The organism is Methylocella silvestris (genome assembly GCF_002891535.1).
GTDB classification, from domain to species: domain Bacteria; phylum Pseudomonadota; class Alphaproteobacteria; order Rhizobiales; family Beijerinckiaceae; genus Methylocapsa; species Methylocapsa silvestris_A.
The window spans coordinates 1-25,115 of record NZ_PDZR01000029.1 but is presented as its reverse complement, the minus strand read 5'-3'; the positions used below and the strand labels follow the sequence as shown (position 1 = coordinate 25,115).

Annotated in this window: 26 protein-coding genes; 16 read left to right on the top strand and 10 right to left on the bottom strand. The window is 62.3% G+C overall.

Translation table 11 applies throughout. The features are described 5' to 3' along the window. Window positions 1–537 precede the first annotated feature (537 nt). The 10 genes from CR492_RS18095 (at window position 538) to CR492_RS18050 (ending at window position 8,869) form a co-directional block, all read left to right on the top strand. Complete coding sequence (locus CR492_RS18095) at window positions 538–1,371, top strand: DUF1932 domain-containing protein (RefSeq protein ID WP_180982607.1); 834 nt, start codon at window positions 538–540, stop codon at window positions 1,369–1,371. A gap of 8 nt (window positions 1,372–1,379) precedes the next feature. After that, a complete protein-coding gene (locus CR492_RS18090; protein WP_102845134.1) occupies window positions 1,380–2,498 on the top strand; it encodes a 4-oxalomesaconate tautomerase in 1,119 nt (372 codons plus the stop codon). Window positions 2,499–2,527: 29 nt separating this feature from the next. After that, window positions 2,528–2,722 (top strand): hypothetical protein, encoded by a 195-nt coding sequence (locus CR492_RS18085; protein ID WP_102845133.1) that lies wholly within the window; start codon window positions 2,528–2,530, stop codon window positions 2,720–2,722. A 15-nt stretch (window positions 2,723–2,737) separates the two neighbouring features. Then, window positions 2,738–3,766 (top strand): amidohydrolase family protein, encoded by a 1,029-nt coding sequence (locus tag CR492_RS18080; protein ID WP_102845132.1) that lies wholly within the window; start codon window positions 2,738–2,740, stop codon window positions 3,764–3,766. Between the two features lie 113 nt (window positions 3,767–3,879). Continuing rightward, window positions 3,880–4,563, top strand: coding sequence for a 4-carboxy-4-hydroxy-2-oxoadipate aldolase/oxaloacetate decarboxylase (gene ligK, locus CR492_RS18075; RefSeq protein ID WP_102845131.1), 684 nt, complete (start codon window positions 3,880–3,882; stop codon window positions 4,561–4,563). Next, entirely contained in the window at window positions 4,563–5,513 is a 951-nt protein-coding gene (locus CR492_RS18070; protein WP_102845130.1) for an amidohydrolase family protein, read from the top strand. The genes ligK and CR492_RS18070 overlap by 1 nt, the downstream gene beginning before the upstream one ends. A gap of 1 nt (window position 5,514) precedes the next feature. Continuing rightward, window positions 5,515–5,973 (top strand): protocatechuate 4,5-dioxygenase subunit alpha, encoded by a 459-nt coding sequence (ligA, locus tag CR492_RS18065; protein ID WP_102845129.1) that lies wholly within the window; start codon window positions 5,515–5,517, stop codon window positions 5,971–5,973. After that, window positions 5,974–6,831 carry a class III extradiol dioxygenase subunit beta gene (locus CR492_RS18060; RefSeq protein WP_102845128.1) on the top strand — a complete coding sequence of 286 codons (858 nt, stop codon included), beginning with the start codon at window positions 5,974–5,976 and terminating at the stop codon, window positions 6,829–6,831. 7 nt (window positions 6,832–6,838) lie between these two features. Further along, window positions 6,839–7,789, top strand: a complete 951-nt coding sequence (locus CR492_RS18055) for a Gfo/Idh/MocA family oxidoreductase (RefSeq protein ID WP_102845127.1) — start codon at window positions 6,839–6,841, stop codon at window positions 7,787–7,789. A 69-nt stretch (window positions 7,790–7,858) separates the two neighbouring features. Next, a complete protein-coding gene (locus tag CR492_RS18050; RefSeq protein ID WP_102845126.1) occupies window positions 7,859–8,869 on the top strand; it encodes an aldo/keto reductase in 1,011 nt (336 codons plus the stop codon). Window positions 8,870–9,225: 356 nt separating this feature from the next. Here CR492_RS18050 and CR492_RS18040 read toward each other — a convergent pair whose 3' ends face one another. From CR492_RS18040 to CR492_RS18025, 4 genes are all read right to left on the bottom strand, one after another. Beyond that, entirely contained in the window at window positions 9,226–10,458 is a 1,233-nt protein-coding gene (locus CR492_RS18040) for an NAD(P)/FAD-dependent oxidoreductase (protein WP_102845124.1), read from the bottom strand. Continuing rightward, window positions 10,458–10,781 carry a 2Fe-2S iron-sulfur cluster-binding protein gene (locus CR492_RS18035; RefSeq protein ID WP_102845123.1) on the bottom strand — a complete coding sequence of 108 codons (324 nt, stop codon included), beginning with the start codon at window positions 10,779–10,781 and terminating at the stop codon, window positions 10,458–10,460. The genes CR492_RS18040 and CR492_RS18035 overlap by 1 nt, the downstream gene beginning before the upstream one ends. A gap of 89 nt (window positions 10,782–10,870) precedes the next feature. After that, entirely contained in the window at window positions 10,871–11,092 is a 222-nt protein-coding gene (locus CR492_RS20875) for a hypothetical protein (RefSeq protein WP_180982606.1), read from the bottom strand. Window positions 11,093–11,204: 112 nt separating this feature from the next. Then, on the bottom strand, window positions 11,205–12,113 hold the full coding sequence (locus CR492_RS18025) for a helix-turn-helix domain-containing protein (RefSeq protein ID WP_102845122.1): 909 nt from the start codon (window positions 12,111–12,113) through the stop codon (window positions 11,205–11,207). A 98-nt stretch (window positions 12,114–12,211) separates the two neighbouring features. Between CR492_RS18025 and pobA the strand changes: the two genes are divergently transcribed. Both pobA and CR492_RS18015 read left to right on the top strand, forming a co-directional pair. Further along, the gene (gene pobA / locus CR492_RS18020) at window positions 12,212–13,384 is read left to right on the top strand and encodes a 4-hydroxybenzoate 3-monooxygenase (RefSeq protein ID WP_102845151.1); all 1,173 of its coding nucleotides are present in this window, start codon (window positions 12,212–12,214) and stop codon (window positions 13,382–13,384) included. A gap of 91 nt (window positions 13,385–13,475) precedes the next feature. Beyond that, a complete protein-coding gene (locus CR492_RS18015; protein WP_245412159.1) occupies window positions 13,476–13,802 on the top strand; it encodes a HupE/UreJ family protein in 327 nt (108 codons plus the stop codon). Between the two features lie 56 nt (window positions 13,803–13,858). Here the strand turns inward: CR492_RS18015 and CR492_RS18010 are convergent, their stop codons facing one another. From CR492_RS18010 to CR492_RS17990, 5 genes are read right to left on the bottom strand one after another with little or no spacing between them, the layout of a single operon-like run. Next, entirely contained in the window at window positions 13,859–15,862 is a 2,004-nt protein-coding gene (locus tag CR492_RS18010) for a heavy metal translocating P-type ATPase (RefSeq protein ID WP_102845120.1), read from the bottom strand. Further along, the gene (locus CR492_RS18005) at window positions 15,849–16,703 is read right to left on the bottom strand and encodes an energy-coupling factor ABC transporter ATP-binding protein (protein ID WP_102845119.1); all 855 of its coding nucleotides are present in this window, start codon (window positions 16,701–16,703) and stop codon (window positions 15,849–15,851) included. Before CR492_RS18005 ends, CR492_RS18010 begins: the two co-directional genes overlap by 14 nt. Next, complete coding sequence (gene cbiQ, locus CR492_RS18000) at window positions 16,700–17,425, bottom strand: cobalt ECF transporter T component CbiQ (RefSeq protein WP_180982605.1); 726 nt, start codon at window positions 17,423–17,425, stop codon at window positions 16,700–16,702. Before cbiQ ends, CR492_RS18005 begins: the two co-directional genes overlap by 4 nt. Beyond that, window positions 17,412–17,753 carry an energy-coupling factor ABC transporter substrate-binding protein gene (locus tag CR492_RS17995; protein WP_102845117.1) on the bottom strand — a complete coding sequence of 114 codons (342 nt, stop codon included), beginning with the start codon at window positions 17,751–17,753 and terminating at the stop codon, window positions 17,412–17,414. The genes cbiQ and CR492_RS17995 overlap by 14 nt, the downstream gene beginning before the upstream one ends. Next, window positions 17,753–18,421 carry an energy-coupling factor ABC transporter permease gene (locus CR492_RS17990; RefSeq protein ID WP_102845116.1) on the bottom strand — a complete coding sequence of 223 codons (669 nt, stop codon included), beginning with the start codon at window positions 18,419–18,421 and terminating at the stop codon, window positions 17,753–17,755. The genes CR492_RS17995 and CR492_RS17990 overlap by 1 nt, the downstream gene beginning before the upstream one ends. A gap of 1,018 nt (window positions 18,422–19,439) precedes the next feature. Here CR492_RS17990 and CR492_RS17980 point away from each other — a divergent pair. Continuing rightward, window positions 19,440–20,501, top strand: a complete 1,062-nt coding sequence (locus tag CR492_RS17980; protein ID WP_180982604.1) for an ATP-binding protein — start codon at window positions 19,440–19,442, stop codon at window positions 20,499–20,501. Window positions 20,502–20,577: 76 nt separating this feature from the next. Further along, complete coding sequence (locus CR492_RS17975; protein WP_245412158.1) at window positions 20,578–21,306, top strand: response regulator transcription factor; 729 nt, start codon at window positions 20,578–20,580, stop codon at window positions 21,304–21,306. 24 nt (window positions 21,307–21,330) lie between these two features. Here CR492_RS17975 and CR492_RS17970 read toward each other — a convergent pair whose 3' ends face one another. Continuing rightward, the gene (locus CR492_RS17970; protein WP_102845113.1) at window positions 21,331–22,665 is read right to left on the bottom strand and encodes a FadR/GntR family transcriptional regulator; all 1,335 of its coding nucleotides are present in this window, start codon (window positions 22,663–22,665) and stop codon (window positions 21,331–21,333) included. Window positions 22,666–23,090: 425 nt separating this feature from the next. Here CR492_RS17970 and CR492_RS17965 point away from each other — a divergent pair, with 425 nt between their 5' ends. Continuing rightward, window positions 23,091–23,858, top strand: a complete 768-nt coding sequence (locus tag CR492_RS17965; protein ID WP_102845112.1) for an IclR family transcriptional regulator — start codon at window positions 23,091–23,093, stop codon at window positions 23,856–23,858. Between the two features lie 111 nt (window positions 23,859–23,969). Further along, window positions 23,970–24,827: a VOC family protein gene (locus tag CR492_RS17960; RefSeq protein ID WP_102845111.1), complete on the top strand. Its 858-nt coding sequence runs from the start codon at window positions 23,970–23,972 to the stop codon at window positions 24,825–24,827. The last annotated feature ends 288 nt before the right edge of the window (window positions 24,828–25,115 follow it).

Below are 25,115 nucleotides of genomic sequence, written 5' to 3'. Positions count from 1 at the left end.
ATTCTTGCGCGGAAACTGGTGGTCACTTTAATGAAAGCGTCCGGGACAATTCCGCTCTGGAGATCGTCGAGCTCGTAGAAGCGGGGTGAGGCGGAGTTCGGAATCACTGTCTTGTCCGCCGGGCGATGGCGCCCGGAGATACAACCACTTGCAAGGAGAGTGCGTTATGCTCCGCCCGCAAGATCATCCCTGGCGCAGGAGGGTTCGGCTGGAGCGACTTTGAAAATGAGCCGCCGTTAGAGGGTTCGGCGCATCGCGGCGGCTGTTGGGCTCGTCGCCGATCATGTCGCCCTGACCAAGGCATAGCGGCGCTGCCGTTCCGCAATCCCTCGATAGCCTGCACGCTCGGCATGGCGTCCCGGCGCAAACGCGCCGATTTCGGGCGCCGCCAGGACGATGCTCGCACTGGGGCGCAATTCCGCAAGCCGAAGCAAAATTGATGATTTTAGTTCACTAATCAGCCAAATCTCATCATTTGTCTGCACTCGGATGACGCGGCAAGTTAGCGGGCCTTCAGCCCGGAAAACGATCTTGTCCTTGCCCGATCAAATTGCCTTTATCGGCTATGGCGAAGTTGGCCAGCTGTTCTCCCGCCAATTGCGCGAGAAACATGGCCTGACCATCCGAGCCTATGACATCAAGGTCGATGCTCTCAGGAGCGGGAGCGGGGCGCCATTGGTCGCCGCTCCGCTCTTTGCGGCCGCTCAGGCGAGCGGCGTTGTGCTCGTGGCGAACGCAGCCGAAGCCGCCGCCGGCGCCGATATCATCTTTTCGTCCGTCACCGCCGACGCCGCGGAACAGGTGGCGCGGGAATCCATCGCTTATCTGAAGCCCGGCCAAATCTTGTTCGACGTCAATTCCGCCTCGCCCTCGACCAAGATCCGCGCTGCGCAGGCGCTTGCCGAAAAAGGCCTCGATTATGTCGAAGGCGCGGTGATGGCGCCCGTGGTCGGGGCGGGGATCAAGGTCGAGATCCTGACCGGCGGCCCGCGCGCGGCGGAACTCTCGGAAAAGCTCAACGCGCTCGGCATGAACCTGCGCGCGGTGGCGGAGACGATCGGACGCGCCTCAGCGACCAAACTCTGCCGCTCGATCATGATCAAGGGCATCGAGGCGCTGATCATCGACAGCGCCAGCGCCTGTGCGCAGTGGGGCGTGGCCGAGGATGTATTCGCCTCGCTTAACAAAAGTTTCCAGGGCGCCGACTGGGCCGATCTTGCCGGGAAAATGGACGCGCGCGTCGCCAGGCACGGCATGCGCCGCGCTGCCGAAATGCGCGAAGCCGCCGCTATGCTGACGGATATGGGGCGCGACCCCTCCCTTGCGCTCGCCATCGCCGAGCGCCACGCCTTCCGCGCGAAACAGAAATAGGGCCAGCCATGTCTTCACAGCGCGCCATCCCCTGCCTGCTGATGCGCGGCGGCACCTCCAAGGGGCCGTTCTTCAACAGGAGCGATCTGCCCTCCGACATTCCGACCCGCGACGCGGTTCTGCTCGCCGCCATGGGGTCGCCAGATCGGCGCCAGATCGACGGGCTCGGCGGCGCCCACCCGCTCACCAGCAAGGTCGGCATCGTCAGCAAGAGCGCAACGCCGGGTGTCGATCTCGACTTCCTGTTCGCGCAATTGCAGCCCGAGAAGGATACGGTGGATACGACCCCAAATTGCGGCAACATGCTGGCCGCCGTCGTGCCTTTTGCGCTGGAAACAGGCATGGTTGCGCCGCAGGGCAAGACCAGCACTTTCCGCGTGCTCACCCGCAACACCGACATGCAGTGCGATATCACCGTCGAGACCTCTGGCGGCGTGGTGGACTATGAAGGGACAGCGCGCATCGATGGCGCGCCGGGGATGTCCGCGCCCATCACTATTAATTTTCTGGATACGGCGGGGTCGGTGTGTTCCGGTCTGCTGCCGACCGGCCATGTGCGCGACCGCATCGAGGTTGCCGGCGAAGGCTTCGAGCCTTTCGCAATCGATGTCACCTGTATCGACAATGGCATGCCCTTGGTGATCTTCCGCGCCGACGCCCTGGGCCGCACCGGCTATGAGAGCGTCGCGGACCTCAACGCCGACGCCGCGCTGAAGACTCGGATCGAAGCCCTTCGACTGGTCGTTTCGAGGCAGATGGGCCTCGGCGACGTCAGCGCGAAGAACTACCCGAAAATGACTTTGATCGCGCCGCCGCGCGCGGGCGGCGCGCTGACGACGCGCAGCTTCATCCCTCATGTCTGCCACGACGCCATCGGCGTTCTCGCGGCGGTGACGGTCGCAACCGCCTGCGTATTGCCAGGTTCGGTTTGCGAAGGCGTCGCGGTCATGTTGGACGGCGGGGCGCCTACTGTTTCAGTCGAGCATCCAACCGGCGAATTCTCGGTCTCGCTGGAAACCGATCCGCACGATCCGACCAGGGTGACCAAGGCGGCTCTGCTACGCACCGCGCGGCTGATCATGCGAGGCGAGGTCATGGTCTCGCGCAGCCTGTGGCCGCAAGACTGAGCAAGAGTCGGCAAGGGCAGGGGATCGCCATGACGGACCGGCGCGGGCAAGCGATCAACGTAATTGATCTGATCGATGAAAGCGGCTTTTCCCACTTTCAGCGAATTCCCTTGGCTCTGCGCATTTGCATCGCGGCGCTGGACGGGATTGACCCGGCCGCGATCGGCTTCATCGCGCCGCGGGCCCTCAAAGCGCTGCCCCGGCAACCCCTCACTAACGAATAAACAGCAAGGACGTCCATGATCATCGATTGCCACGGCCATTACACCACGGCGCCCAAGGCGCTCGAAGACTGGCGCAACCGGCAGATCGCCGCCATCAAGGACGCGCCGCAGGCGCCGAAACCTTCCGAGCTGAAGATTTCCGACGATGAATTGCGCGAGACGATTGAAAAGAACCAGCTGCGCCTGATGAAGGAGCGTGGCAGCGACCTCACCATTTTTTCACCCCGGGCCAGCTTCATGGCGCACCATATCGGTGATTTTCAGGTGTCGTCGACGTGGGCGGCGATCTGCAACGAATTGTGCTTCCGCGTCGGGCAGCTCTTTCCCGATAATTTCATCGGCGCCGCCATGTTGCCGCAAAGTCCCGGCGTCGATCCCAAGACCTGCATTCCCGAGCTGGAGAAATGCGTCAAGGAGTATGGTTTCGTCGGCATCAATCTCAATCCCGATCCGTCCGGCGCCCATTGGACCAGCCCGCCGTTAACCGACCGCCACTGGTACCCGATCTACGAGAAAATGGTCGAATACGACATTCCCGCAATGGTTCATGTCTCGACCAGCTGCAACGCCTGTTTCCACACAACCGGCGCGCATTACATCAACGCCGACACCACCGCGATCATGCAGTTGATTCAGGGCGACCTGTTCAAGGACTTCCCGACCCTGCGCTTCGTGGTGCCGCACGGCGGCGGCGCCGCGCCCTATCACTGGGGCCGCTATCGCGGTCTCGTGCAAGAGCTGAAAAAGCCGCTGCTGGTCGAACATTTGCTGAAGAACGTCTTTTTCGATACCTGCGTCTATCACCAGCCGGGCGTCGACCTGCTGACGAAAGTGATCCCCGTGGACAATATCCTGTTCGCTTCGGAAATGATCGGCGCGGTGCGCGGGATCGATCCGGAAACAGGCCACTATTACGACGACACCAAGCGCTATATCGAGGCGACGCTAAACCTCGACGAAAACGAACGCTTCAAGATCTATGAAGGCAATGCCCGCCGCGTCTATCCGCGCCTCGACGCCGCCCTGAAGGCTCAGGGCCGCTAAAGCGTTTTCGAGCGAAGTGGATCCGGTCCGCCTGGAGAAACGGGTTAAACAGTAACTAAAGCGCGTTCGGTGACAGGGCGTTCACCCAAAACGCGGCAGGAAAGAGTGCCTCCATGACTGAACTCGGAATCGTCAAGCGCAACATTATCCGAGCCGACCGCGCGGCCGTTGACAATATGGCGCAATTCGGCGCCGCAACAGTCCATGAGGCGCAAGGGCGGGTCGGACTGATGCAACCCTATATGCGGCCGATCTATCCGGGCTGCGCGGTGTCGGGAACGGCAGTGACCGTGCTGCTGCAGCCTGGCGACAACTGGATGATGCATGTTGTCGCCGAACAGATCCAGCCCGGAGACATCGTCGTCGCCGCGGTCACCGCCGAATGCACGGACGGTTATTTCGGCGACCTGCTCGCCACGTCGTTCATGGCGCGTGGCGCTCGGGCGCTGATCATCGACGCCGGCGTGCGCGATGTGCGCGTGCTTCAGGAAATGGGCTTTCCGGTCTGGAGCAAATGCGTCAGCGCCAAGGGTACGATCAAGGCGACGCTCGGCTCGGTCAACATTCCCGTCGTCTGCGCCGGCGCTCTCGTCAATCCGGGCGACGCGATCGTCGCCGATGCCGACGGCGTCTGCGTCGTTCCCGCTGCATGGGCGCCGCGCATCGCCGAGGCCGCGCAGAAGCGCGAGAGTTTTGAGGGCGAGAAGCGGGAGAAGCTCGGATCCGGCGTGCTCGGCCTCGACATGTACAAGATGCGCGAGCCGCTGGAAAAAGCCGGTCTCAAATGGATCGATTGATGGGAGAGAAGTTGTCCAAGCCGACCAGCGGACCCTTTGAAAAGACAAAGGGCTGGCTCGATTGGTATGAGGGGCCAAGCGAACCGCACTTCGTGCTGCCGCCTGGCGCGGTGGACGCCCATTGCCATGTGTTCGGGCCGGGTAAAAAATTCCCCTATGCGCCGGAGCGTAAATATACGCCCTGCGACGCCAGCAAGGCGCAACTGTTCGCGCTGCGCGACCATCTCGGCTTCTCGCGCAATGTCATCGTTCAGGCGACCTGCCATGGCGGGGACAATGAAGCGATGGCGGACGCCTGCCTGGCTTCGCAAGGCAAGGCGCGCGGCGTCGCCACCGTGCGTCGCTCGGTGAGCGATGAGGAGCTGAAGCGCCTCAACGCGGCTGGAGTGCGCGGCGTTCGCTTCAATTTTGTCAAGCGTCTGGTGGATTTTACACCCAAGGACGAATTGCTGGAGATCGCCGGACGCATCGCCGGACTCGGATGGCATGTCGTCATCTATTTCGAGGCGGTCGATCTGCCGGAGCTGTGGGAGTTTTTCACCGCGCTGCCGACCACGGTCGTGGTCGATCACATGGGTCGTCCGGATCTGGCGAAGGCGATCGACGGCCCGGAATTTGGCCTGTTCCTGAAGTTCATGCGCGAGCATGAAAATGTCTGGAGCAAGGTGAGCTGCCCCGAGCGCCTCTCGTTGACTGGCCCGCGCGCGCTCGACGGCGAACAGGCGGCCTACCGCGACGTGGTTCCCTTCGCCCGCCGCGTGGTCGATGAATTTCCCGATCGCGTGCTGTGGGGCACAGACTGGCCGCATCCCAACTTGAGGGATCACATGCCAGACGACGGCCTGCTGGTCGATTTCATTCCGGACATCGCGCCGACCGCGCAATTGCAGAAAAAGCTGCTGGTGGACAATCCCATGCGGCTCTACTGGCCGGAAGAAATTGGAGGTTAGAATGGCTCTCGACAAACCCTATCTGGACGTGCCTGGCACAACGATCTTTGACGCGGAACAATCACGCAAGGGCTACTGGCTCAACCAGTTCTGCACCTCGCTGATGAAGGCGGAGAACCGCGCGCGCTTTCTCGCCGACGAGCACGCTTATCTCGATGAATGGTCGATGAGCGAAGAGCAGAAGCTGGCGGTGATGGCGCGCGACCTCAATCGCTGCATCGCGCTCGGCGGCAACATCTATTTTCTCGCCCGCATCGGCGGGGCAGAGGGCAAGAGTTTTCAGCAGATGGCCGGCAGCATGACCGGCATGAGCGAAGCGGAATACCGGACCATGATGGTTTCGGGCGGGCGCTCGCCGGATGGCAACCGCTTTCTCGGCGAGGATGGCGACGCTCAGCCGCACAACCAGCCGCAGGGCGAAGCCGGCCGCAGCGCGCGGGCGAAAAAGGGAGACGCCTGAATGGCGAAGATCACCGCCTCAGTTTACACCTCGCACGTCCCGGCAATAGGCGTCGCCATCGACGGAGGCAAGACAGCAGAACCGTACTGGGCGCCCATGTTCGCCGGCTACGAACCGTCGAAGAAATGGATCGAGTCCAACACGCCAGATGTGGTGTTCCTCGTATATAACGACCATGCCACGGCATTCAACCTTGACCTTATTCCCACCTTCGCCATCGGTACGGGCGCGGAATTTGCCGTCGCCGACGAGGGCTGGGGTCCGCGCCCGGTGCCCAAAGTCATCGGTCATCCCGAGCTCGCGGCACATATTGCGCAATCGGTGATCCAGGACGATTTCGATCTCACCATAGTCAACAGGATGGAGGTCGATCACGGTCTGACCGTGCCGCTGAGCCTGATTTTCGGCGAGCCAGACGCTTGGCCGTGCAAGGTAATCCCTTTCGCGGTGAATGTCGTTCAATACCCTGTGCCCTCTGGCGCGCGCTGCTTCGCGCTGGGTCAGGCGATCCGCCGCGCCGTTGAGAGTTTCGACGAGAATCTCAACGTGCAAATCTGGGGCACCGGCGGCATGAGCCACCAGTTGCAGGGCGCGCGGGCGGGTCTAATCAACGCGGACTGGGACAATCGCTTCCTCGACCGGCTGATCGCCGATCCCGCGGGCCTCTCCAAAGTGCCACATATTGAATATGTGCGCGAAGCCGGCAGCGAGGGGATTGAACTCGTGATGTGGCTGATCGCGCGCGGCGCCATGGCGGATGTTGCGGGCGGCGCGGCCCCGACCCTCAAACACCGTTTCTTCCATGTGCCCGCTTCCAACACGGCGGTCGGCCATCTCATTCTCGAAAACAACGTTTGAGGCTGACATGAGCAAGGTAAAAATAGCGCTCGCAGGCGCCGGCGCTTTCGGCGTCAAGCATCTTGAAGCGCTCCAGGCGATCGCCGACGCGGAGGTGGTCGCGCTGGTGAGCCCCGAGGCCGAAAAGGTCAAAGGTCTGGCGCAAAAGTTCGGCATCGCCTATGCCGGCGCCGATCTTGCCGACGCGCTGGCGCTCAAGGAAGTCGATGCGGTCATTCTCACCACGCCGACGCCGATCCATGCCGCGCAATCGATTCAGGCGCTCAAGGCCGGCAAGCACGTGATGGTGGAGATCCCCCTCGCCGACAGCCTCAAGGACGCTGAAGAGGTGGTCGCGCTGCAAATGCAGACAGGCCTCGTCGCCATGTGCGGCCATACGCGCCGCTTCAATCCGTCACACCAATTCGTGCGCCACAGAATCGTTGGCGGCGAGTTCAACATTCAGCAGATGGATGTACAGACTTTCTTCTTTCGTCGCAGCAATTTGAACGCGCTCGGCGAGCCGCGCAGCTGGACCGATCATCTGCTCTGGCACCATGCCGCCCACACCGTCGATCTCTTCGCCTACCAGACTGGCAGCCCGATCGTGAAGGCCAACGCCATTCAAGGTCCGATCCACCCAAAGCTTGGCATCGCCATGGACATGTCGATTCAGCTCAAGGCGGAAAACGGCGCTATCTGCACGCTGTCGCTCTCCTTCAACAATGACGGGCCGCTCGGCGCCTTCTTCCGCTATATCGGCGACAGCGCCACCTATATTGCGCGCTATGACGACCTCGTTACGGGCAAGGACGAAAAGATCGACGTGAGCAAGGTCGATGTCTCCATGAACGGCATCGAATTGCAGGATCGTGAATTCATTGCCGCGATCCGCGAAGGGCGCGAGCCCAACGCCAGCGTCGCCGGGGTGCTGCCCTGCTATGAGGTGCTTCACGACCTCGAGCAGCAGCTGAAATGACGCTTTTCTTCGCGGCGGGCGATTCATTCAGCACGGCTCAGCCCGCGCCGATTGCTTGAAGAGGGTAGAATGCAGATTCGCAAGCTCGGTCCCTTCACCGTTGGCGCCATCGGTCTCGGTTGCATGAATCTGAGCCACGCCTATGGGCCGCCGGTCAGCGCGGATCAGGCGGCGCGAGTGATCGGGGCGGCGATCGAAGCCGGGGTCGATCATTTCGATACGGCGACGCTCTACGGTTTCGGCGCCAACGAGGAATTGGTCGGGCGCCTGCTCAAACCGTATCAAGCGAAGATCACGCTCGCCAGCAAATGCGGCATGGAGGGGCGGCCCGACGCACAAGGTGTTTATCGCAAGATCATCGACGCGCGCCCTTCTACGCTGGCGCGGCAATGTGAGCAAAGCCTGCGCCGTCTGGGAACGGACGCGATCGACCTCTACTATCTTCATCGCTATGACCGCAACGTGCCGATCGAAGACAGCGTCGGCGCGCTTGGCGACCTCGTGCGCAAGGGCCTCGTCCGCTCCATCGGCGTTTCGGAAGTCTCGGCGCCGATCCTGCTCCGCGCCCATCGAGAATTCCCGATCAGCGCGGTGCAGACGGAATATTCTTTGTGGACCCGCAACGCCGAGATCGCCGTGCTTGCCGCTGCGCGGGAAATCGGAGCGTCTTTCGTCGCCTTCAGTCCGCTGGCGCGCGCCTTTCTCACCGGCGCGCTCACCGATGTGTCGACGCTGCACGCCGCCGACATCCGCCGCGCCATGCCGCGTTTCGCGCCCGACGCCTACGCCGCCAATTTGAAACTGCTCATACCGTTCAGGGCCCTGGCGCAACAGGCGGGCTGTACGCCTGCGCAACTGGCGCTCGCCTGGCTGCTCGCCAAGGATGACGGCATCCTGCCGATCGCCGGCACGACAAGCGTCGAGCATTTGCGCGAGAACCTCGCCGCCGCCGATTTGGCGTTGCCGCCTGACATCGCCGCCACTGCGGACGCGCTGATCAACGAACAGACGGTTACAGGCGCGCGCTACAATGCGCAGGGCGAAACGGAAGTGGATACTGAAACTTTGGCGCCGGCTTAAGTTGCGGCGCTGCGCGGTAGACATGCGCCGGATCGTCCTGGCGCCGCCGGCTCCAGATCACGTAGATCGGCAGGCGAGGGCGCCGCGCGAGAGCCGGTGCGCTGGCGAGGTCAGCTGTGGCCGCGAGGCGCAGGGGACCGGGCGCCGTCGTCAGAATGTCCGTGCTGCCTATAAGCCTGGCAACGCGGAAAAGCCTGGCGCCATCAGAACAATGCGCCGCTTTATTCCGCGCCGCGCGAAATGGTCGTCGAGATCGATGGCGCGACGCGGCTCTCCGGGGCGCGACGATGGCAGTGGCGGCGAAGGCGGCGGATTAAGCTGACAGCGCCATCTGGAGGTGGCGGGCGCATCGAACATCAGGCAGGTACCCCGGTGGCGAGCAGACTCTTTAAGTCGAAATGTTCGTCGGAAACCTCCTCGATGGTCGGCGAAAGTCCGTGGTCTAGCAGCTTGCGCGCGAGCATGTGGTCGCCAGGGCGGTTGATCGTGTCGACGCCGATCAGCTTGCCACTCCTGAGATAAAACAGCGAGAAGTTCTTGTCCGCCAGCGAGCCGCGCAGCGCAGCTTGATCTGCGTTGGCCGACGATCCCGCCATCTGTAGCTTGACGCCATGTTGATCGGACCAGAACCAGGGCGCCGCGCGAAAGGGCCGCTCCCTTCCGGTGAGCGCGGCCGCCGCCGATTTTGCTTGCTCCACGGCGTTCTGAACGGATTCCAGCCGCGATAAGGCGCCGTCGGCCAGCCGTCGCGCCGTGCAGTCGCCTGCGGCAAAAATTGAGGGATCGCTGCTGCGCGAGCAATCATCGACGACCACGCCGCGATCGCAAGCGAGGCCGGCGTGGCGTGCGAGTTCGTCGTTAGCGACCGCGCCGACTCCGACCACCACCAGATCGGCGGGGAAGGACTGGCCGTCGGCGGTCTCGACAGTGCGAACGACGCCCGCCTCACCGACGAGCCGCGAGACTTTCGCATTGAAAATGATCCTCGCGCCATGGTCGGAGTGGAGCCTGGCAAAGAAGTCCGAAATTGCCGGGGATGCGACCCGCGCCAGCAGACGGTCCATGGCTTCGAGCACAATCACCGAACAGCCCTTCTTGCGGGCGGCCGCGGCGACTTCGAGGCCAATGAATCCGCCGCCGATGACGACAACATTCTCGGCTTTTTGCAGTTGGGTGCCGATCGTCGCCGAATCCTCTAGTGTGCGCAGCGAAACGACGCGATCGAGACGCGCGCCTTCAACGGCCAGTTCGCGCGGACGCGATCCCGTCGCGAGCACGAGGCTGCAATAGGCGCGCCGGCTGCCGTCGTCGAGTTCGATGCGGAGACTGGTCGGGTCGATCGCGCGGACGGGTCGCCCGGCGCAAAACTCGATCCGCTTCTTGTCGAAAAGGTCCGGTCCTCGGATTGTGAGCTGCGCGGCGGGCGTGTCGCCAAGCAGATAGCCTTTAGAGAGCGGCGGGCGATGGTAGGGCGCGTGTTTTTCGGCGCCATAGATGACGATCTCATCCTGCCAGCCATCGGCGCGCAAGGCTTCGGCGACGGTCAGACCGGCCTGGCCGGCGCCTACGATGATGACGGCGTCGCCCATCAGCTCTGCGCCTCAGGCATCCGTACCACAAGTCCCTCGAGATACGGGGTCACCCTGATCTGGCAACCGAGGCGACTATTGGGCAGCCGTTCCGCAGCGACGTTATCGAGCATTTCCAGTTCGTCGTTGCTCGGCGCGGGTAGCCGCGTCGCCTGTTCGCCTTCGACATAGCAATGGCACGTGGCGCAGGCGCAGGAGCCGCCGCATTCGGCCTCGATGCCCTCTACGCCGTGCGAGGTCGCCGCCTGCATTAGCGTCCAGCCGTTGATCACGTCGATCTCCACCTTGGCGCCTTGGGGTTCGATGAAGGTGATTTTAGTCATTTGAATATGTCTCTCACGGGATGTTTGACGGCAGTTGAGACGCGGGCCAGTTCGAGGTGCAACGGGCTGCGGAAAGTCGAGGAGGGCATTCAGGGAAAGTGATCCTGCAGACGCACGTAATCCGGAAAGATAGCGTGGAATTCCTCCATGGCGATTTTCAGCGCGAGGCGCGCAATAGCGTTGCGACGGCAGGCTTTAGCGTCAGCATTGACATGGAGCCGCCGCCCGACAGCACCCACATGTTTGCTTCCTCGCTCCAGTACAGGGAAATTCGTCGTGCAGCCGCCCGTAGAAGCGAAATGCATCGACATCAACAGCCGGAGAATAGGGATCGAATGAAAACAAGGTCTCCTCCTCTATTCTGCTCTTGCGAGAGAAGTTAAGAGCGCCGGGAGAAAGACGGAATGGACGATTTTTTCTACTTTATGCAGTTTTTTTTGGACGAAGCCCGCGCGGGTCGGCGCCATCGTCGCGCTCGCCGCTCAGCCGCGTGCGGAATTGTTTGGGCGAAACGCCGCTGGCGGCGGTGAAGACGCGGCTGAAATAGGCCGGATCCTCGAAGCCGAGCGTGTAGGAAATCGTGGAGATCGGTAAATTGGTGAAGACGAGGTTGCGGCGCGCCTCCTGAATGAGCCGCTCCTGGATGAGTTGTGCCGCCGACAGTCCGCTCGCGGCGCGCAGGGCGCGACTGAGATGTGTGGGGCCGACCCCCAGGGCGCGAGCGTAGTCCCGCACCTTCCAGTGCTGCCGGTAATGCTCTTCCCGCAACTCCCCGAACTTGCGCGCGAGCGGATTGAGGTCTCGCGGCGCCTGCGTCTCGCTCTGCTCCGCGCCAGCGCGCGCCGCCACGCCCAGCAGCGCGCCGCAAAGTGACCGCAGCACCTGCGCGCGGGCGAACCTGCGTTCGGCGAACTCGTGAAAGATCCGGGCCATTAAATCGGCGGCGGCATCGTCTGCGTCAACGGCGTAAGCGGCGTTGAGATAGCGGCGCAATCCCTCTTTTGCCGGAAGGTTCTCGTCGAGAAATTCGCTGGCGAGCGTAACGACGAAACCTTGCGTCTCCGGCGCGAAGCTGAAGCCGTGGATGACGCCCGCCGGCACATTGGCCAAGCGGTTCGCGGCGAGGTCTTCGCGTTTGTCGTCGAAGCGCGCGAGGCCCCCGCCGCTTGTGACCAGGATGATCTGATGTAGCCGCGTGTGCCGGTGAGGCGTTAGCTCCCAGTCGTGTAGCGAAGCGCGATCGAAAATGGTCTCGCAATGCACGACGTCCGGCAGATCGCCGGTCTCGCCGAACAAGTTGAAATTGGCGACGTGGGGAGTCGTTAGCGCCATGTCGTGTTTCTACAAGTCTTTTGTCTTTCGCTCCATTCGGAGCGCGCGCCCAGAGGGCTATTCTTTCCAAGAATGATCATAACCCAAGGGAGGAAAATTTGAAGGTTCAAGTTTGCATAATTGGAGGCGGACCGTCCGGTTTGCTGCTGTCGCAATTGCTGCACCTCAAAGGTGTGGATAATGTCGTGCTCGAAAGGCAAACCCGCGATTACGTTCTGGCGCGCATCCGCGCTGGCGTGTTGGAACATGGGTTTGCCGCCCTGATGCGCGAAGCGCAATGCGGCGAGCGCATGGATCGCGAAGGGGAGATCCATCACGGCTTCTACATAGCACATGATGGGCGCCTCGACCGCGTCGACCTGCACAAACATTCGGGCGGCGACTCCGTTATCGTCTATGGCCAGACGGAACTGACCCGCGATCTCTATGAGGCGCGCGACAAATCCGGCGTGAAGACGGTGTTTCAGGTTGAAGACGTGACGCTGCACGGGCTCAAAAGCGACGCGCCGAGCGTGACCTACCGCAAAACCGGCGAAGACTGCAGGGTCGAGTGCGACTATATCGTCGGCGCCGACGGTTTTCACGGCGTGAGCCGAAAGTCGATCCCAACCGACGTTCTACGCGAATATGAGCGCATCTATCCCTTCGGCTGGCTCGGCGTGCTGGCGCACACCCCGCCGGTGTCGCCGGAACTGATCTATGCGCGCCACGAGCGCGGCTTTGCCTTGTGTTCGCTGCGCTCGCAGGTGCTGAGCCGCTACTACGTCCAGGTTCCGCTGGAGGACAAGGTCGAGGACTGGTCCGACGAGGCCTTTTGGGCCGAATTGAAGCGGCGTCTGCCGTCGGAGATAGCAGCGAAACTGGTCACGGGTCCCTCGATCGAGAAAAGCATCGCGCCGCTGCGCAGCTTTGTCGCCGAGCCGATGAGCTATGGAAAACTGTTCCTCGCCGGCGACGCCGCCCATATCGTGCCGCCGACCGGCGCGCGGGGCCTCAACAGCGCGGCCTCGGACATCTACTACCTCTACCACGGCTTGACCGACCACTACCTCAATGGTGACGATCTCGGTCTCGAAAACTATTCCGCCAAGGCGCTGGCGCGCGTCTGGAAGGCGCAACGATTCTCCTGGTCAATGACGCATCTGCTGCACGAGTTCCCGAACCGCTCATCCTATGAGGACAAGCTGCAGGACATCGAACTCGCCTATCTCCTGTCCTCTGAAAAGGCGCTGGGTTCGCTCGCCGAAAATTACGTTGGCCTGCCCTTCTGATCGGCTGTAGTCCCCGGCAAGAGTCGGGGACGATCAAACGACAAGAAGGCGGGAAGAAATGCGCCGGAATTGCCGGAGCTGCGCGCTCGCCTTGGTCGACCTTGTGATACTGCTGCTGCCTTGTGGGCCAGGCGCTCAGGCGCATGGCATCGGCGGCAAGGACGCTGCTTTCGTCGCATCGAACGCTGGGCCGCAGGCCGCAGCTTTCCTCTATCTCGGCGCCAAGCACATGGTCACGGGCGGCGACCATCTGCTATTCATCCTCGCGATGATCTTCTTCATCTATCGCTTGAGCGATGTCACGCTCGACGTGACCCTGTTCAGCCTGGGCCACAGCATCACCCTGCTCCTCGGCGTATTGGGGGGCATCCACGCCGACCCGCGTGTCGTAGACGCAATTATCGGGCTTTCCGCCTAGCGCATATGGCGAGGAGGCGGGCATCGCTGCGACGCCCGCCTCCAATGACTGAAACCTCAGGCCCGCGCGGCGACGGGCGTCGGCAGGAAGGCTTCCTGCTTTTTCCAGAACATCGGGCTTGGCAGCAGCCGCGCCGAATTCAGAATGAATGTCAGTTCAGACGAGGTGTGGATGATCGCAGCCCATATTGGATCGATCAGGCCAAAGAGCGCCAGCAGCAAGCCGATGATATCGACGAGAATTGTACCGGCAAAATTGAACCAGATGATGTTGCGGGTACGCCGCGCCACGCGCACGATCTCGACGAACTGGTTGAGATTGTCGCTCACCAGCATCACATCAGCTTTTTCGCGCGCGATCTCTGAGCCGGAGCCCATCGCGACTCCGACGGAGGCGGCGACGAGCGCGGGCGCATCGTTGACGCCGTCGCCGACCATTGCGACCGTCTTCTTCTGCTCGCGCAGCGCTTTGACGCGCGCGAGCTTTTGCTCGGGCAACAGCTCGGCCTCGATCTCGTCAACGCCCAGCTGACGCCCGAGCCGTTCCGCGACAGCGCGCACATCGCCGGTGAGCAGCACGGTTCTCAACTTCAGCGCCTTGAGGGCGGCGACGGCTTCCCGCGCCTCGGGGCGCACCCGGTCCTCGACGACGATCCCGCCGAGGACTGCGGTCTCACGCGCGACAATGACCGAGGCGTTGGCGATGGCGTCGGGGACGCCAAGAAACGAAAGCCCGGCCTCTTCGAGAAAGGCGCGGCTGCCGACGAGCAGCAGGCCGCCGCTGTCTTGGGCCTTGATGCCCTTGCCCGGGAGATAGGCGTAATGCGGAGGTTCTTCCGGCTGCACGCCGAGCGAGCGCGCATGGGAAACGATCATGCGCCCGAGCGGATGTTCCGAGCGGAGTTCCGCCGTCGCCGCCGCTTGCAGCAGGCTTTTTTCGCTGACGCCAGACATGGCGTGGACGCCGACGATATCGGGAACGCCATATGTCAGCGTGCCCGTCTTGTCGAGCAGCACCGTGTCGATCTTGCCGAGCGTCTCAAGATGGACGCCGCCTTTCACAACGGCGCCGAGCTTGGCGCAGCGGCCCATGCCGCCAAGAATCGCCAAAGGCGTCCCGGCCGCGACGCCACAGGCGCCGGCCACCACGATGGTCGAGATCGTCGTGTTGATATCGCCGTTCGTCATATAGAAAGCGAGGGCCGTGAAGGCGAGCGCGTACCACACAATATAGCTCGCCAGCCGGTCGGCGACGCGCTGGATTGGCGCGCGGGTTTTTTCCGCATGCTCCACGGCCTCGATGATCTTGCCGAAACTAGTCTCGCGGCCGAAGCGTTCGGTTTGGATATCGAGTGCGCCCGACTGGTTGACCGTGCCGGCATAGGCATGTGCGCCGGCTACCTTTTCGACCGGCATGGACTCGCCGGTGATGCGAGATTCATCGACAAACGAATTGCCGGCGGTGACAGGGCCGTCCACGGGAATACGCGCGCCCGGCGCCACTACCACGATGTCGCCTATGTGCAGAGCTGAAATTGGCATGAGGAAGGTCGCGCCGTTGCGGCGAACAGTCACCTCGTTCGGCAGCAAATCCATCAATTCGTGCAGTGCGCGGCGGCCGCGTTCAAAGGTCATGCCCTCCAGCATTTCCGCAATCAAAACGAAGAAGGTGATGAACAGAGCGACGAAGAAATAGCTGGTGTAGGCAGCCGCCGCCACGGCGATCGCCATCGACAGCTCCATAGTCATGCGCCGCTGCTTCAGGCTTTCAAAGGCGGCGCTGAACAAGGGCTTGCCGCCGATGAACAGCCCGATATAGCCATACCAGCTGAAGGGCAGAAACAGCTCGTTGTCGATGCTCAGCACGGTATTGTCGGGCAGGCCCAACTGAATGGCGAGGGCGCAGAGCGCGACCAGGCCGATCCGCAAACATTCTTTGAGCGAAAAGGCGTGGTTGTGGTCATGATCGTGATCTTCATGATCGTCGTGGCGATGATCTTTGGCGTGGCGATCGCCCTGCGACGGCGCGCCGGTCAGAGGTTTTGGATCAAGATCTAACATAGGCGGGGCTCCACTCGACAATCAAAGCCAGCATGTCGTCAACAGTGCGGGGCGGCGCAGCGTTTTGTGCGAGCAGGCCGCGGGTTTTCAGGACGCCGGTCAGGCGCGCGAGTACGGGCGGGGCGAGCCGCGCCTCCGCTAGGGCGCGCGTATCGGCGAGCAGTTCGGTCGCCTGCCCTTGAGCGATGACGCGGCCATTGCAGAACAGGGCGGCCTCATCGGCGAAGGACCAGGCGAAATCGACTTCGTGGGTCGTGAAGATGAGCGTGGTTCCGGCGTCGCAGAGACGTTGTAACTCCTCCGTAAGCAATGCTGAGCCATGTTGATCGAGGCCGGCGGTCGGCTCGTCGAGCATCAGGATCTCCGGGCGCATGGCGATAGCGCCCGCGATGGCCGCGCGCTTCTTTTGGCCAAAGGACAGCATGTGCGTCGAGCGGCCGGCGAGGTGCGATATGTTGAGCGCAGCGAGCGCCTCTTTGACGCGCTGGCGTGCCTCGTCCTCGCTAAGGCCGAGATTGAGCGGGCCGAACGACACATCCTCGGCCACCGACGCTGCGAACAGCTGATCGTCGGCGTCCTGCAGAACGAGACCGACGCGCCGGCGCCAGTCGTTGAGCGCCTGCCGGTCATATTTCATCATTTCGCCGTCGAGGCGGATCTGGCCCGATGCGGGACGCAAGGAACCATTGAGATGCAGGAGCAGCGTGGTCTTGCCGGCGCCGTTTGGTCCGAGAACGGCGAGTTTGCGACCGCGCTCAATGCGCAGGTCGAGTCCGTCGAGCGCCGCGACGCCGCCCGGATAGGAATAGGTGAGGCCGGAAACCTCCATTAGCGGCGTCATACAAAGAATCCCGTCAGGGCGATCGAGGCGATCGCTGCGCTGATGACGGCCAATCCCGAGGCCGTGGCCGCAGATCGGTCGGCAAGCACGCGCATCTCGCCACGCCAGCCGCGCGAAGCGAGCGCAATTTCCATACGGCGAGCGCGGTCGATGGCGCGCGGCAACAGATTGGCGGCGATCAGGCCGGCCGAAGTCACGCGCTGGCGCGCGGTGGCGTGGCCGAGCCGCGCTGCCTGCGCGGCATTCATTGCCGCGGCCGAGTCCCCGAGGATGAACAGAAATCGGTACATCAGCAGCGCAAGGTCCACGATTTCGCTTGGAAGGCCCAGCCTGCCGAGACCTCCAACCAGGTCGCTCGCCGGCGTGGTCAGCGCCAGAAACAGCATGCAGGTCAAGCCCGCGATCGACCGGGCGACCAGCGCGCCAGCCTCAACGAAGCCGCCGGGCGCGAGGCCGATGCCCTGCGCATCAATGCGCAGGGCAAGAGTCACCACGCCGACGGCGAGAAAGCCGAGCGGCGCCGTCATGCAGCCGAGCCAGAGTCGCGGGGAGACGCGGGCACCGACGAGCGTCACCGCCGTCATCGCAGACGCGACGAGCACAGCGACGGCAGGCTTGAGCGCAAGTGCGATAACCAGCATGCCGAGCGCGAGCAAAGCCTTTTCCGCCAGCGGTTTCGACCGCCAGCGGTTCAGATGGGCCTCGCGGTCAATGGGCGACATTGACATCGCCGACGGCGCCGTTGGCGACGGCTCCGGAGACCTGCTTGGCCGATCCCTTGGCGGCGGCGGAGCGCCGGCCGATCATAAAGCCGATGAAGCCGGCGCCGAGCCCCGCCTGCAATGAGAATAGCAGGCTCTCGATCTCGTCGGACGGCGGCTTCCATAGCGGCTCGAACCAGGGCTTGTAGTCGGGGCGCAATTCGTTGATGGCGTCCGTTCCCTGATCGTCGGAGCCCTTGAAGCTGCCGCCAAGGCCGGGAATGACCAGCGGCGCGACGACGAGGGCCAAGGTCGCGAGCAAAAGCCAGGTGGTGCGAGAGTTTTTCATTAGCGGGCCTCCCCAGCGAGAACTGCGATTTCGTCAGGCTGTCCGGCGCGTCCGGACAGGGCGTTCATCACCACCACGGTCAGAAGACCCTCGGCTATGGCGAGCGGAACCTGCGTCACCGCATAGATGCCGGCGAATTTGATGAAGGAGCCGACAATTCCGCTCTCGGCGTCCGGATAGGCCAGAGACAGCTGCACCGCCGTGGTGACATATGTGGCGAGATCGCCAACAGCGGCGGCGGCGAAGACGGCGACGGCGATCGACGCGCCGGAGGAGCGGAGCCCCTTCCAGATGCCGTAGCTGACCCAGGGGCCGACGACCGCCATGGAAAACACATTGGCGCCGAGCGTCGTCAGGCCGCCATGTGCTAGCAGCAAGGCCTGGAACAGCAGGACGATCGTGCCGAGCACCGCCATCACCGCGGGACCGAAAATCACCGCGCCCAAGCCGACGCCCGTCGGGTGCGAGCAGGAGCCGGTCACGCTTGGCATTTTCAGCGCGGAGAGAACAAAGGCGAAAGCGCCACAGGCCGCGAGGTTGAGCCGCGCTTCGGGCCGCTCGCGTATGATCTTGCGCAGGGATAGCCCGCCGGCGACCACAAAGGGCGCCGAAGCGACGAACCAGCCGACCGCATGGCTGACGGGAAGAAAACCCTCCATAATGTGCATTTCTTGTCTCCCTTCATGGCAAGTCGCAAGCCGCGTCCCGCACCACAACCGGTGGGATGCCGTCCAGCGCCGCCAGATCGGCGCTTCACTGCTGGCCGGTCGATCTACTCGACAACGGTGACCTCTGACGGCGGCGGAAAATAGCCTCCTTATTGCGCAGGCGCGGCATTGGCACTGCTTTTTTGTTCGCGTCCCCTGCTGTTGATCTTGTAAAGAATTAAGATCTGGAGGAAGCGCATCACGTGGTTGTTTTTCATGCTCGTCGCTGCACGATGGGCGCAGTTTGTCGCGCTTTTTGTTCTATTCAGCTGGCGCTGAACGCCGCTCTGGCTGCGCTCATCTTCGCGGCGCGAGTGTCGCTGCGCCAGAGAAATGCGCGCGGAGGCGCCGCTCTCGCTCCCCCGTCAGGTTTGGGCCCTTCTGGCGCTGCAACCCCATGAAGCCGCGGAGCGGCTCGCTCGCAACGTCATGCTCGATCAAGGCCTCGCGCTCGTGATTCCTCTCCGCCGCAGCGATCGGGCTCGCTCCGCCCACGCGTTGAGCTGCGCGCGGCTTGGGGCGGCTGCCGCTTTCGGCTATGGCTCGCCGGCGTCGGAACTGCTAAAATGTTGGAAGAAATGGGGGTTAGCGGATGTGGCGCTTTCTCGATACGGCGCGGGGGCAGATCATTGCGATCGCTTTTGGCGCGCTCCTGGCGACCTTCGCCGTTTTGTTGCTGCTCTCTGCGCTGTCGCGGCCGGCAAAACCGCCCCTGCCTCCCGGTCCTTGGCCGCAAGCGCTGCAGATCACGACAATAATGAAGGCCATGTCCGGCGCGCCGCCGGCGGCGCGGCGCGAAATCGCCCGGGCCGTGTCGTCCGAGAATCTACGGGTGAGTCTTGGACCCGCCGAGCCTTGCGCCGCCGCCGAGACGAATTATTGGGCAGACAGTCTGCGGCTGCTCATCAATGAGGTTCGTCTCGATCACGTTGGTTCGTTGTTGGTCAAGAATTGCATGCGGGACGATGGCGCCAGCGAAATGTTTCGTATCGAAACCACCTTGGATGGCGAGCCTGTCACGATCGACAGTTATCAGCACGAAGGGCTGTCCCAATTCATGATCGCGACGTTTCCGGTTTTGGTGGGGGTTTCCTTTCTATTCCTGCTCGTAATTTCGCTCTCCGTCTGGACCTTGTCGCGGATCAATCGACCGTTGCGCGAGCTCGTCAGCACTGTTGAGAAGTTCGGGCAAGACGTGGCGATCACATCCTTGCCGGTGCGAGGCGCGTTGGAGATCCGCCTGCTAATTCAAGCCTTCAACCGGATGCAGGAGCGCGTGGCGCAGCTGATGGAGGAGCGCCGCCACATGCTGATGGCCGTTGGACACGACCTGCGCACGCCATTGACACGGCTCAAGCTGCGGATTGATCTCGAGCCGTTTTTCTCCAGCCGTCGCGACATCTCGCGAGATCTCGACCTGATGCAAAAAATGGTCAATAGCGCGCTCGCCTATCTCAACGACGAGCGATGCGACAGCGAGCCCTTTGAGATCGTCGATCTCGGATCGCTCGTTGAAAGCATCGTCCTCGAGTTCAACGAAGACGGCCATGACGTGACTTTCACAGGCTCCTACGGGCTGGAGTGTCGCTGCCAACCCACCGCGATCACGCGGGCGGTCGCAAACCTGGTCGAGAACAGCTGCCGCTACGCTACACAGACCCATGTCGATGTGGGCGCCGACGCTGACTGTATCTTGGTCGACGTGAGGGACAATGGGCCAGGGATCCCAAGCGGCGAGCGCAATCGCGTCCTGTTGCCGTTTGCGCGGCTTGATCCAGCGCGAGCGGCCGAAGGGCGGCTCGGCCTCGGATTGTCGATCGTTTGCGACATTGTTCGCCGACACGGCGGCGAGTTGGTCCTGTCGGACGTCGAGCCCCAGGGACTGCTGGCGCGCATCATGCTTCCGGTGAGCGGTTCGAGAGACATTCAAGCCACGGTTGCGCAGGACGTGGGGCATGATCCCAGGTCCCAGCCTTCGGCGCTGGCGCCCGGAAGCGCTAGCGCTTTTCTTCATCTTGCCAAGGTTTTTCAACGCCAGTAGATTCAAGTTTCGCATTTGATGCGGCGCCGGTTTCGTCGAACCGGAACAATGTCGATCTGGGGAGAGAGCTGCGGCCATGAACGCTGAATTTCAGGCCGCTCCGCTCCTCATGCCGCGCATCCTGATCGTCGAGGATGATCCCGAGATCAGCAGGCTTGTGGCGCAGTTTCTTCGGGACAAGGACTATCATGTCGCCGCGGTCGCTGACGGCAAGGCGATGAGCGCGGTCATGGCCACGCAGGCGATTGATATTGTGTTGCTCGACCTCATGCTGCCCGAAGTCAGCGGCTTGGATCTCTGCAAGCAGATCCGGGCGACGGGCAATGCGCGCATCATCATGGTGACCGCCCTGGCGAGCTTGTCAGACCGGGTGGCCGGACTAGATGCCGGCGCCGACGATTATGTGAGCAAGCCTTTCGCCCTGCCCGAGCTCGAAGCGCGAATTCGCGCTGTTTCGCGTCGCGGCCAGGACGGAAAAGAAAATTCCACCGACGTCGCCGGCGTCCGATTCGGCGGATGGCGTTTTGAGGCGGAACGGCGCGTTCTTTATTCGCCCAGAGGCGTCCGCATCACGCTGACGGCCGCGGAGGCGGACCTCCTCCTCGCGTTCCAAAAGCATGCGCATCAGGTCCTCAGCCGACCGCAACTGATCGAACTCACACGTGGAAAAAGCGAAGGTGTATCAGACCGCGCAATCGATCTGCTGGTCAGCCGGTTGCGGCGAAAGCTTGCGCTCGGCGGACGGCAGTTGGAGATTATCCAGACAGTGAGAAGCGACGGCTACGTGTTCAATCCGCAGGATTGAGCCAGCGATCTCACGGCCTTCGGTTTAATGCACGATAGCCGGGTTTTTTTCCAGATGCGCCTGGCGCGCAAACCCATCAAACATGGCAGCGAGAAGCCGACCCAACGGGTTGTTCAATCCGTCGACCTGCTCGGCTCGCGAAAGGCCGTGATCAAGCTTGTCGGCCGCCAGTAGGGCGTCCGCGATGGTGACATCCTGGTGGAAAAGGTAGGCGAAGGTCTGGGGCAGGATCTCGGCAAGAACGGGCTTGTGGGTGAAAAGGCCGCCACTGCGGCCCAACCTGCATTCGATCACGCCCATGTCTTCAAGAATGCGAGACGCCTGCCGCACACTCTCGAGGCTGAATCCGTATCGATGGGCGATATCCCATTCGGAACCGAGAAACGTCGGTTGCGATTGATGCGGCCCCATGATCTCACCAAGCATTTTGAAAGCGAGTTGGGTTGAATAACGGCATGCGTTCAGCGACCCGGTAGGCTTGATCCAGCGCACGAGATCGAGATCGCGGCAGGTCGGCTCCGGGGCGGGGCCACAAACAAGGTCGGCGACGGTCGCCGTTTCGCCCGCCAGGACCGACCTTGAAATCGCTGCAAGGCGCCGTGGATCGAACGTGGTCTCAATCTCGGGGCGCGGCCCGGCGAGAGCTTCCAGGATGCTGGCGACAAGCGACAGAGCCGGATTGCCGGTCATCTTCAGCAGCGCGCTCAGCAGGTCCCGGGTTTCAGCAAAGGTTGCAGACAGTTCTACGGCGAGCGCTGCTTCTGTATGGAATCGTTGGAAAAGCAGCTCGGCCGTGATTTCGGCTACGACACGGGCGGTCCGGTACAAATGGGCATGCGTGACATGCTGGGAGAGCAAGTAGAGCGCGCAAGGTTTTACCACGTTATTCAACGTGGGCGCTGCGACCATTAGGCCACCGCCGCGTCCCCGACGCATATCCGCCGATCCGCGCATTTCGAGGATGCGTACGGCCTCACGCATCGCCCACCTGCCGATCTTGTACCGGCGCTGGATCTCGGCCTGAAGTCCGAACATCACACCCGAAGGCCAACCGGCGCTGAGAAATTCTCTTTCGATCGTGAGGGCGACCGCGAGGCCGAGTTTTCTGGTCCGGCCAAGGTCTTGGTCGTGAAGCTCACTTGCTGAGCTCGGGTCCTGCACGGCGGAGGCCGGCGAGCTTTGAGCTGTGATTTCCAAGTCTAATCGCGACTTTTCAATGCTGGCGAGCGTGTTCAATCTAAAGCCGGGATCCGGATCCAAGCGTCGTATAGACGCCTTGACACAGGTCGGAGTGAAAGCTTTGGTCTGCGCGGCTTTCGGCTTGGAAAAAGGAATCGTCTGCCCATCGGCAATGCGCATGTGTCTCACGCGGCCGCCCCCCTATGATTATTTGCGTGCGTCAGTACGTTTCGCGTCTGCGCTTACGTTTTTCTTATGTCGCGATAGTTTCGGCTTAGCCGCCTGTCGCGTTATCTTGCATGTCGGCCTTCTTTCTGAAGGCGACCCGATTATGACTACCGGCTCCAAAGCTGACCGTCTAGTATAGCGGGCTGACATATTTGGTACACAAATGGCCAGCGTGGCTCGATCGCGCCTGGCGCGAGGGGGGCGTCGGGCGCGCTCAGGCTCCAAGCGTCAGGCGCTGGAATGGTCGCGTTTTGCTTGGGCGTTGTCAGGGCGGCGTCGAAGGTCCGTAAGGAGAGGAAGATCGTCGCGGGAAAAAGACGGGAACAGCATAACTCGGGCGCCCATTGGCGGTTTGGAGCACTCAGCAGGAAAGAAAAATGAAGAAGGTCGCTACAGCTGACAGAGTTCTCTCGATCCTCCGTTTGTTTACGACGGAGCGGCCAGAATGGACGGTGGACGACGTCGGAGCTGAACTTCGGCTTTCCGCCAGCACGGCTTACGAATATGTTGGTTGCCTGGTGGGCGCCGGACTTCTGGTGGCCGGACGCACCGGCCATTATACCGTCGGGCCTGCCGCGATCGAGCTAGATCGCATCGCGCGACGAGTCGATCCGCTGACCCGCAACGCACGCGCGATCCTGCGGAAACTTGTCGAAGAGAGTGGGGCGGGAACCATCGGGTTGCTCTGCAGGCTCTACCGGCTGCAAGTCATGTGCGTTGACGAATATTCAATAAATCCTCCTGCGATCCAAACGAGCTACGAGCGCGGGCGTCCCATGCCCTTGATCCGCGGTTCAGCGTCAAAAGCGATCCTCGTCAATCTGCCGGCGCGGACCCTGCGCAGGTTCTTCGATCTGGAGCGCGAAGCTGTCGCCGCAATGGGGCTGGGGCGCGACTGGGAGGCGTTCAAGGCGGAGACGCGGCGACTACGCCGCAGCGCGCCGCTCATCAGCATCGGCGAACTCGACGCAGGGGCCCTTGGCGTCTCCGCGCCCGTATTCGGGGAAAACGATCTAATCCTCGGCAGTATCGGGCTGGTTCTGGCAGCCGAGGCCGTGCGCGAGGATCCCGCACGTGTCGAGATTCTCAAGATGCTCGTGGGCTCTGCCGGGCAGGCGGTGACGTGCGCGCTGCGTTCGCCTTGAAAGAAGCAGCGCATTTTGCTTGCGAACGAAGTTGACAGCAAAATTCCGAGATATTAGGAATTTTGCATAAACTGTCGGGGTGAGCACCCTGCCGTTGGTCAGGGAGGAGTCATGTCTGAGAATCTTCATCGTGCGGGAAGAGACAAGGACGCCCTCGTCGCGAATCTCCACTATCTCGAACTCGGCTGCGCGGAGGTCGAAAAGAGCGCTCAGTTCTATGAACGGGCGCTTGGCTATGCTTTCTCGAAACATGGCGACGCCTGGATCGGGCGCGGTCCGGAGCGCCGCCTCATTCTGCTTCCGGGCGATGCGCGCAAGCTGGTGTCGTCGGGTTTCGCCGTCGCCCGCGACGAACTCGAACATTTGCGGGCGCGCATCCGCAAGACAGGCTGGGCTGCGCTCAATGGGCCAACCCGTCTGTTCTCCGATAGCGTCACCGTCCGCGACCCCGACGGCAACTGCTATGCGTTTGGCATGCCCGAAGCCGATGAGAAGATCGCGACGGCCAATCCGCAGGCCCGGATGCAGCATGTGGTGACGTCGAGCCCCAATCCTGCCGCCATTGTTCAGTTCTTGGTGGATATTCTGGGGTTCACCGTCACCGATGTCGTAGTGGACGACCAGCGCGGCATGCGCGTCACGTTTATGCGTTGCAGCAACGAGCATCACAGCGCCGCGGTCTTCAGGGCCGCCGAAAGCCGATTCGACCATCACTCCTATGAAGTCGCCAGCTGGAATGACATTCGTGACTGGGCGGACCATATGGCAAAGGAGCATATCCCGCTCCAATGGGGTCCGGGCCGCCATGGACCCGGCCATAACCTGTTCATGTTCGTCCACGATCCCGACGGCAACTGGATCGAATTTTCCGCCGATCTCGAAATCGTCGGCGAAGGGCGGCCGATCGGAGAATGGCCGCACGCACATCGGACTTTAAACGAATGGGGTCTGGGACGTCTGCGCAGCTGATTGCAGACGCGCCGGGACCCGGGCGCCTGCTTCCGGATTTGTGGCGGCTATTTCATGCGGCAGTGCTGTTGTCTGTTGGATGGGCGGCTCTTCGGTTCGCTTGATCGGATGTCATTCGAAAGCAACAGCGTCGCAAAGGCGCGCCGCCCAACGGAGGAATATTTTAATGGAGACATTTGACCGTCGGCAGGCGTTCCGTTTGTTCGGAGTCGTCATGCTCGCCGGCTTCGTCGGAGTGACCGGCGACGCCGTGGCGCAGCCCGCGCCGCTCCCCGGACCCCCGCCGCC

What these genes read in the sequence shown, in the direction of transcription:
- CR492_RS18090 (WP_102845134.1), top strand. Translation starts at nt 1,380, where the DNA reads ATGTCTTCACAGCGCGCCATCCCCTGCCTGCTGATGCGCGGCGGCACC.
- CR492_RS18085 (WP_102845133.1), top strand. Translation starts at nt 2,528, where the DNA reads ATGACGGACCGGCGCGGGCAAGCGATCAACGTAATTGATCTGATCGAT.
- CR492_RS18080 (WP_102845132.1), top strand. Translation starts at nt 2,738, where the DNA reads ATGATCATCGATTGCCACGGCCATTACACCACGGCGCCCAAGGCGCTC.
- ligK (WP_102845131.1), top strand. Translation starts at nt 3,880, where the DNA reads ATGACTGAACTCGGAATCGTCAAGCGCAACATTATCCGAGCCGACCGC.
- CR492_RS18070 (WP_102845130.1), top strand. Translation starts at nt 4,563, where the DNA reads ATGGGAGAGAAGTTGTCCAAGCCGACCAGCGGACCCTTTGAAAAGACA.
- ligA (WP_102845129.1), top strand. Translation starts at nt 5,515, where the DNA reads ATGGCTCTCGACAAACCCTATCTGGACGTGCCTGGCACAACGATCTTT.
- CR492_RS18060 (WP_102845128.1), top strand. Translation starts at nt 5,974, where the DNA reads ATGGCGAAGATCACCGCCTCAGTTTACACCTCGCACGTCCCGGCAATA.
- CR492_RS18055 (WP_102845127.1), top strand. Translation starts at nt 6,839, where the DNA reads ATGAGCAAGGTAAAAATAGCGCTCGCAGGCGCCGGCGCTTTCGGCGTC.
- CR492_RS18050 (WP_102845126.1), top strand. Translation starts at nt 7,859, where the DNA reads ATGCAGATTCGCAAGCTCGGTCCCTTCACCGTTGGCGCCATCGGTCTC.
- CR492_RS18040 (WP_102845124.1), bottom strand. Translation starts at nt 10,458, where the DNA reads ATGGGCGACGCCGTCATCATCGTAGGCGCCGGCCAGGCCGGTCTGACC.
- CR492_RS18035 (WP_102845123.1), bottom strand. Translation starts at nt 10,781, where the DNA reads ATGACTAAAATCACCTTCATCGAACCCCAAGGCGCCAAGGTGGAGATC.
- CR492_RS20875 (WP_180982606.1), bottom strand. Translation starts at nt 11,092, where the DNA reads ATGTCGATGCATTTCGCTTCTACGGGCGGCTGCACGACGAATTTCCCT.
- CR492_RS18025 (WP_102845122.1), bottom strand. Translation starts at nt 12,113, where the DNA reads ATGGCGCTAACGACTCCCCACGTCGCCAATTTCAACTTGTTCGGCGAG.
- CR492_RS18010 (WP_102845120.1), bottom strand. Translation starts at nt 15,862, where the DNA reads ATGTTAGATCTTGATCCAAAACCTCTGACCGGCGCGCCGTCGCAGGGC.
- CR492_RS18005 (WP_102845119.1), bottom strand. Translation starts at nt 16,703, where the DNA reads ATGACGCCGCTAATGGAGGTTTCCGGCCTCACCTATTCCTATCCGGGC.
- cbiQ (WP_180982605.1), bottom strand. Translation starts at nt 17,425, where the DNA reads ATGTCGCCCATTGACCGCGAGGCCCATCTGAACCGCTGGCGGTCGAAA.
- CR492_RS17995 (WP_102845117.1), bottom strand. Translation starts at nt 17,753, where the DNA reads ATGAAAAACTCTCGCACCACCTGGCTTTTGCTCGCGACCTTGGCCCTC.
- CR492_RS17990 (WP_102845116.1), bottom strand. Translation starts at nt 18,421, where the DNA reads ATGCACATTATGGAGGGTTTTCTTCCCGTCAGCCATGCGGTCGGCTGG.
- CR492_RS17980 (WP_180982604.1), top strand. Translation starts at nt 19,440, where the DNA reads ATGTTTCGTATCGAAACCACCTTGGATGGCGAGCCTGTCACGATCGAC.
- CR492_RS17975 (WP_245412158.1), top strand. Translation starts at nt 20,578, where the DNA reads ATGAACGCTGAATTTCAGGCCGCTCCGCTCCTCATGCCGCGCATCCTG.
- CR492_RS17970 (WP_102845113.1), bottom strand. Translation starts at nt 22,665, where the DNA reads ATGCGCATTGCCGATGGGCAGACGATTCCTTTTTCCAAGCCGAAAGCC.
- CR492_RS17965 (WP_102845112.1), top strand. Translation starts at nt 23,091, where the DNA reads ATGAAGAAGGTCGCTACAGCTGACAGAGTTCTCTCGATCCTCCGTTTG.
- CR492_RS17960 (WP_102845111.1), top strand. Translation starts at nt 23,970, where the DNA reads ATGTCTGAGAATCTTCATCGTGCGGGAAGAGACAAGGACGCCCTCGTC.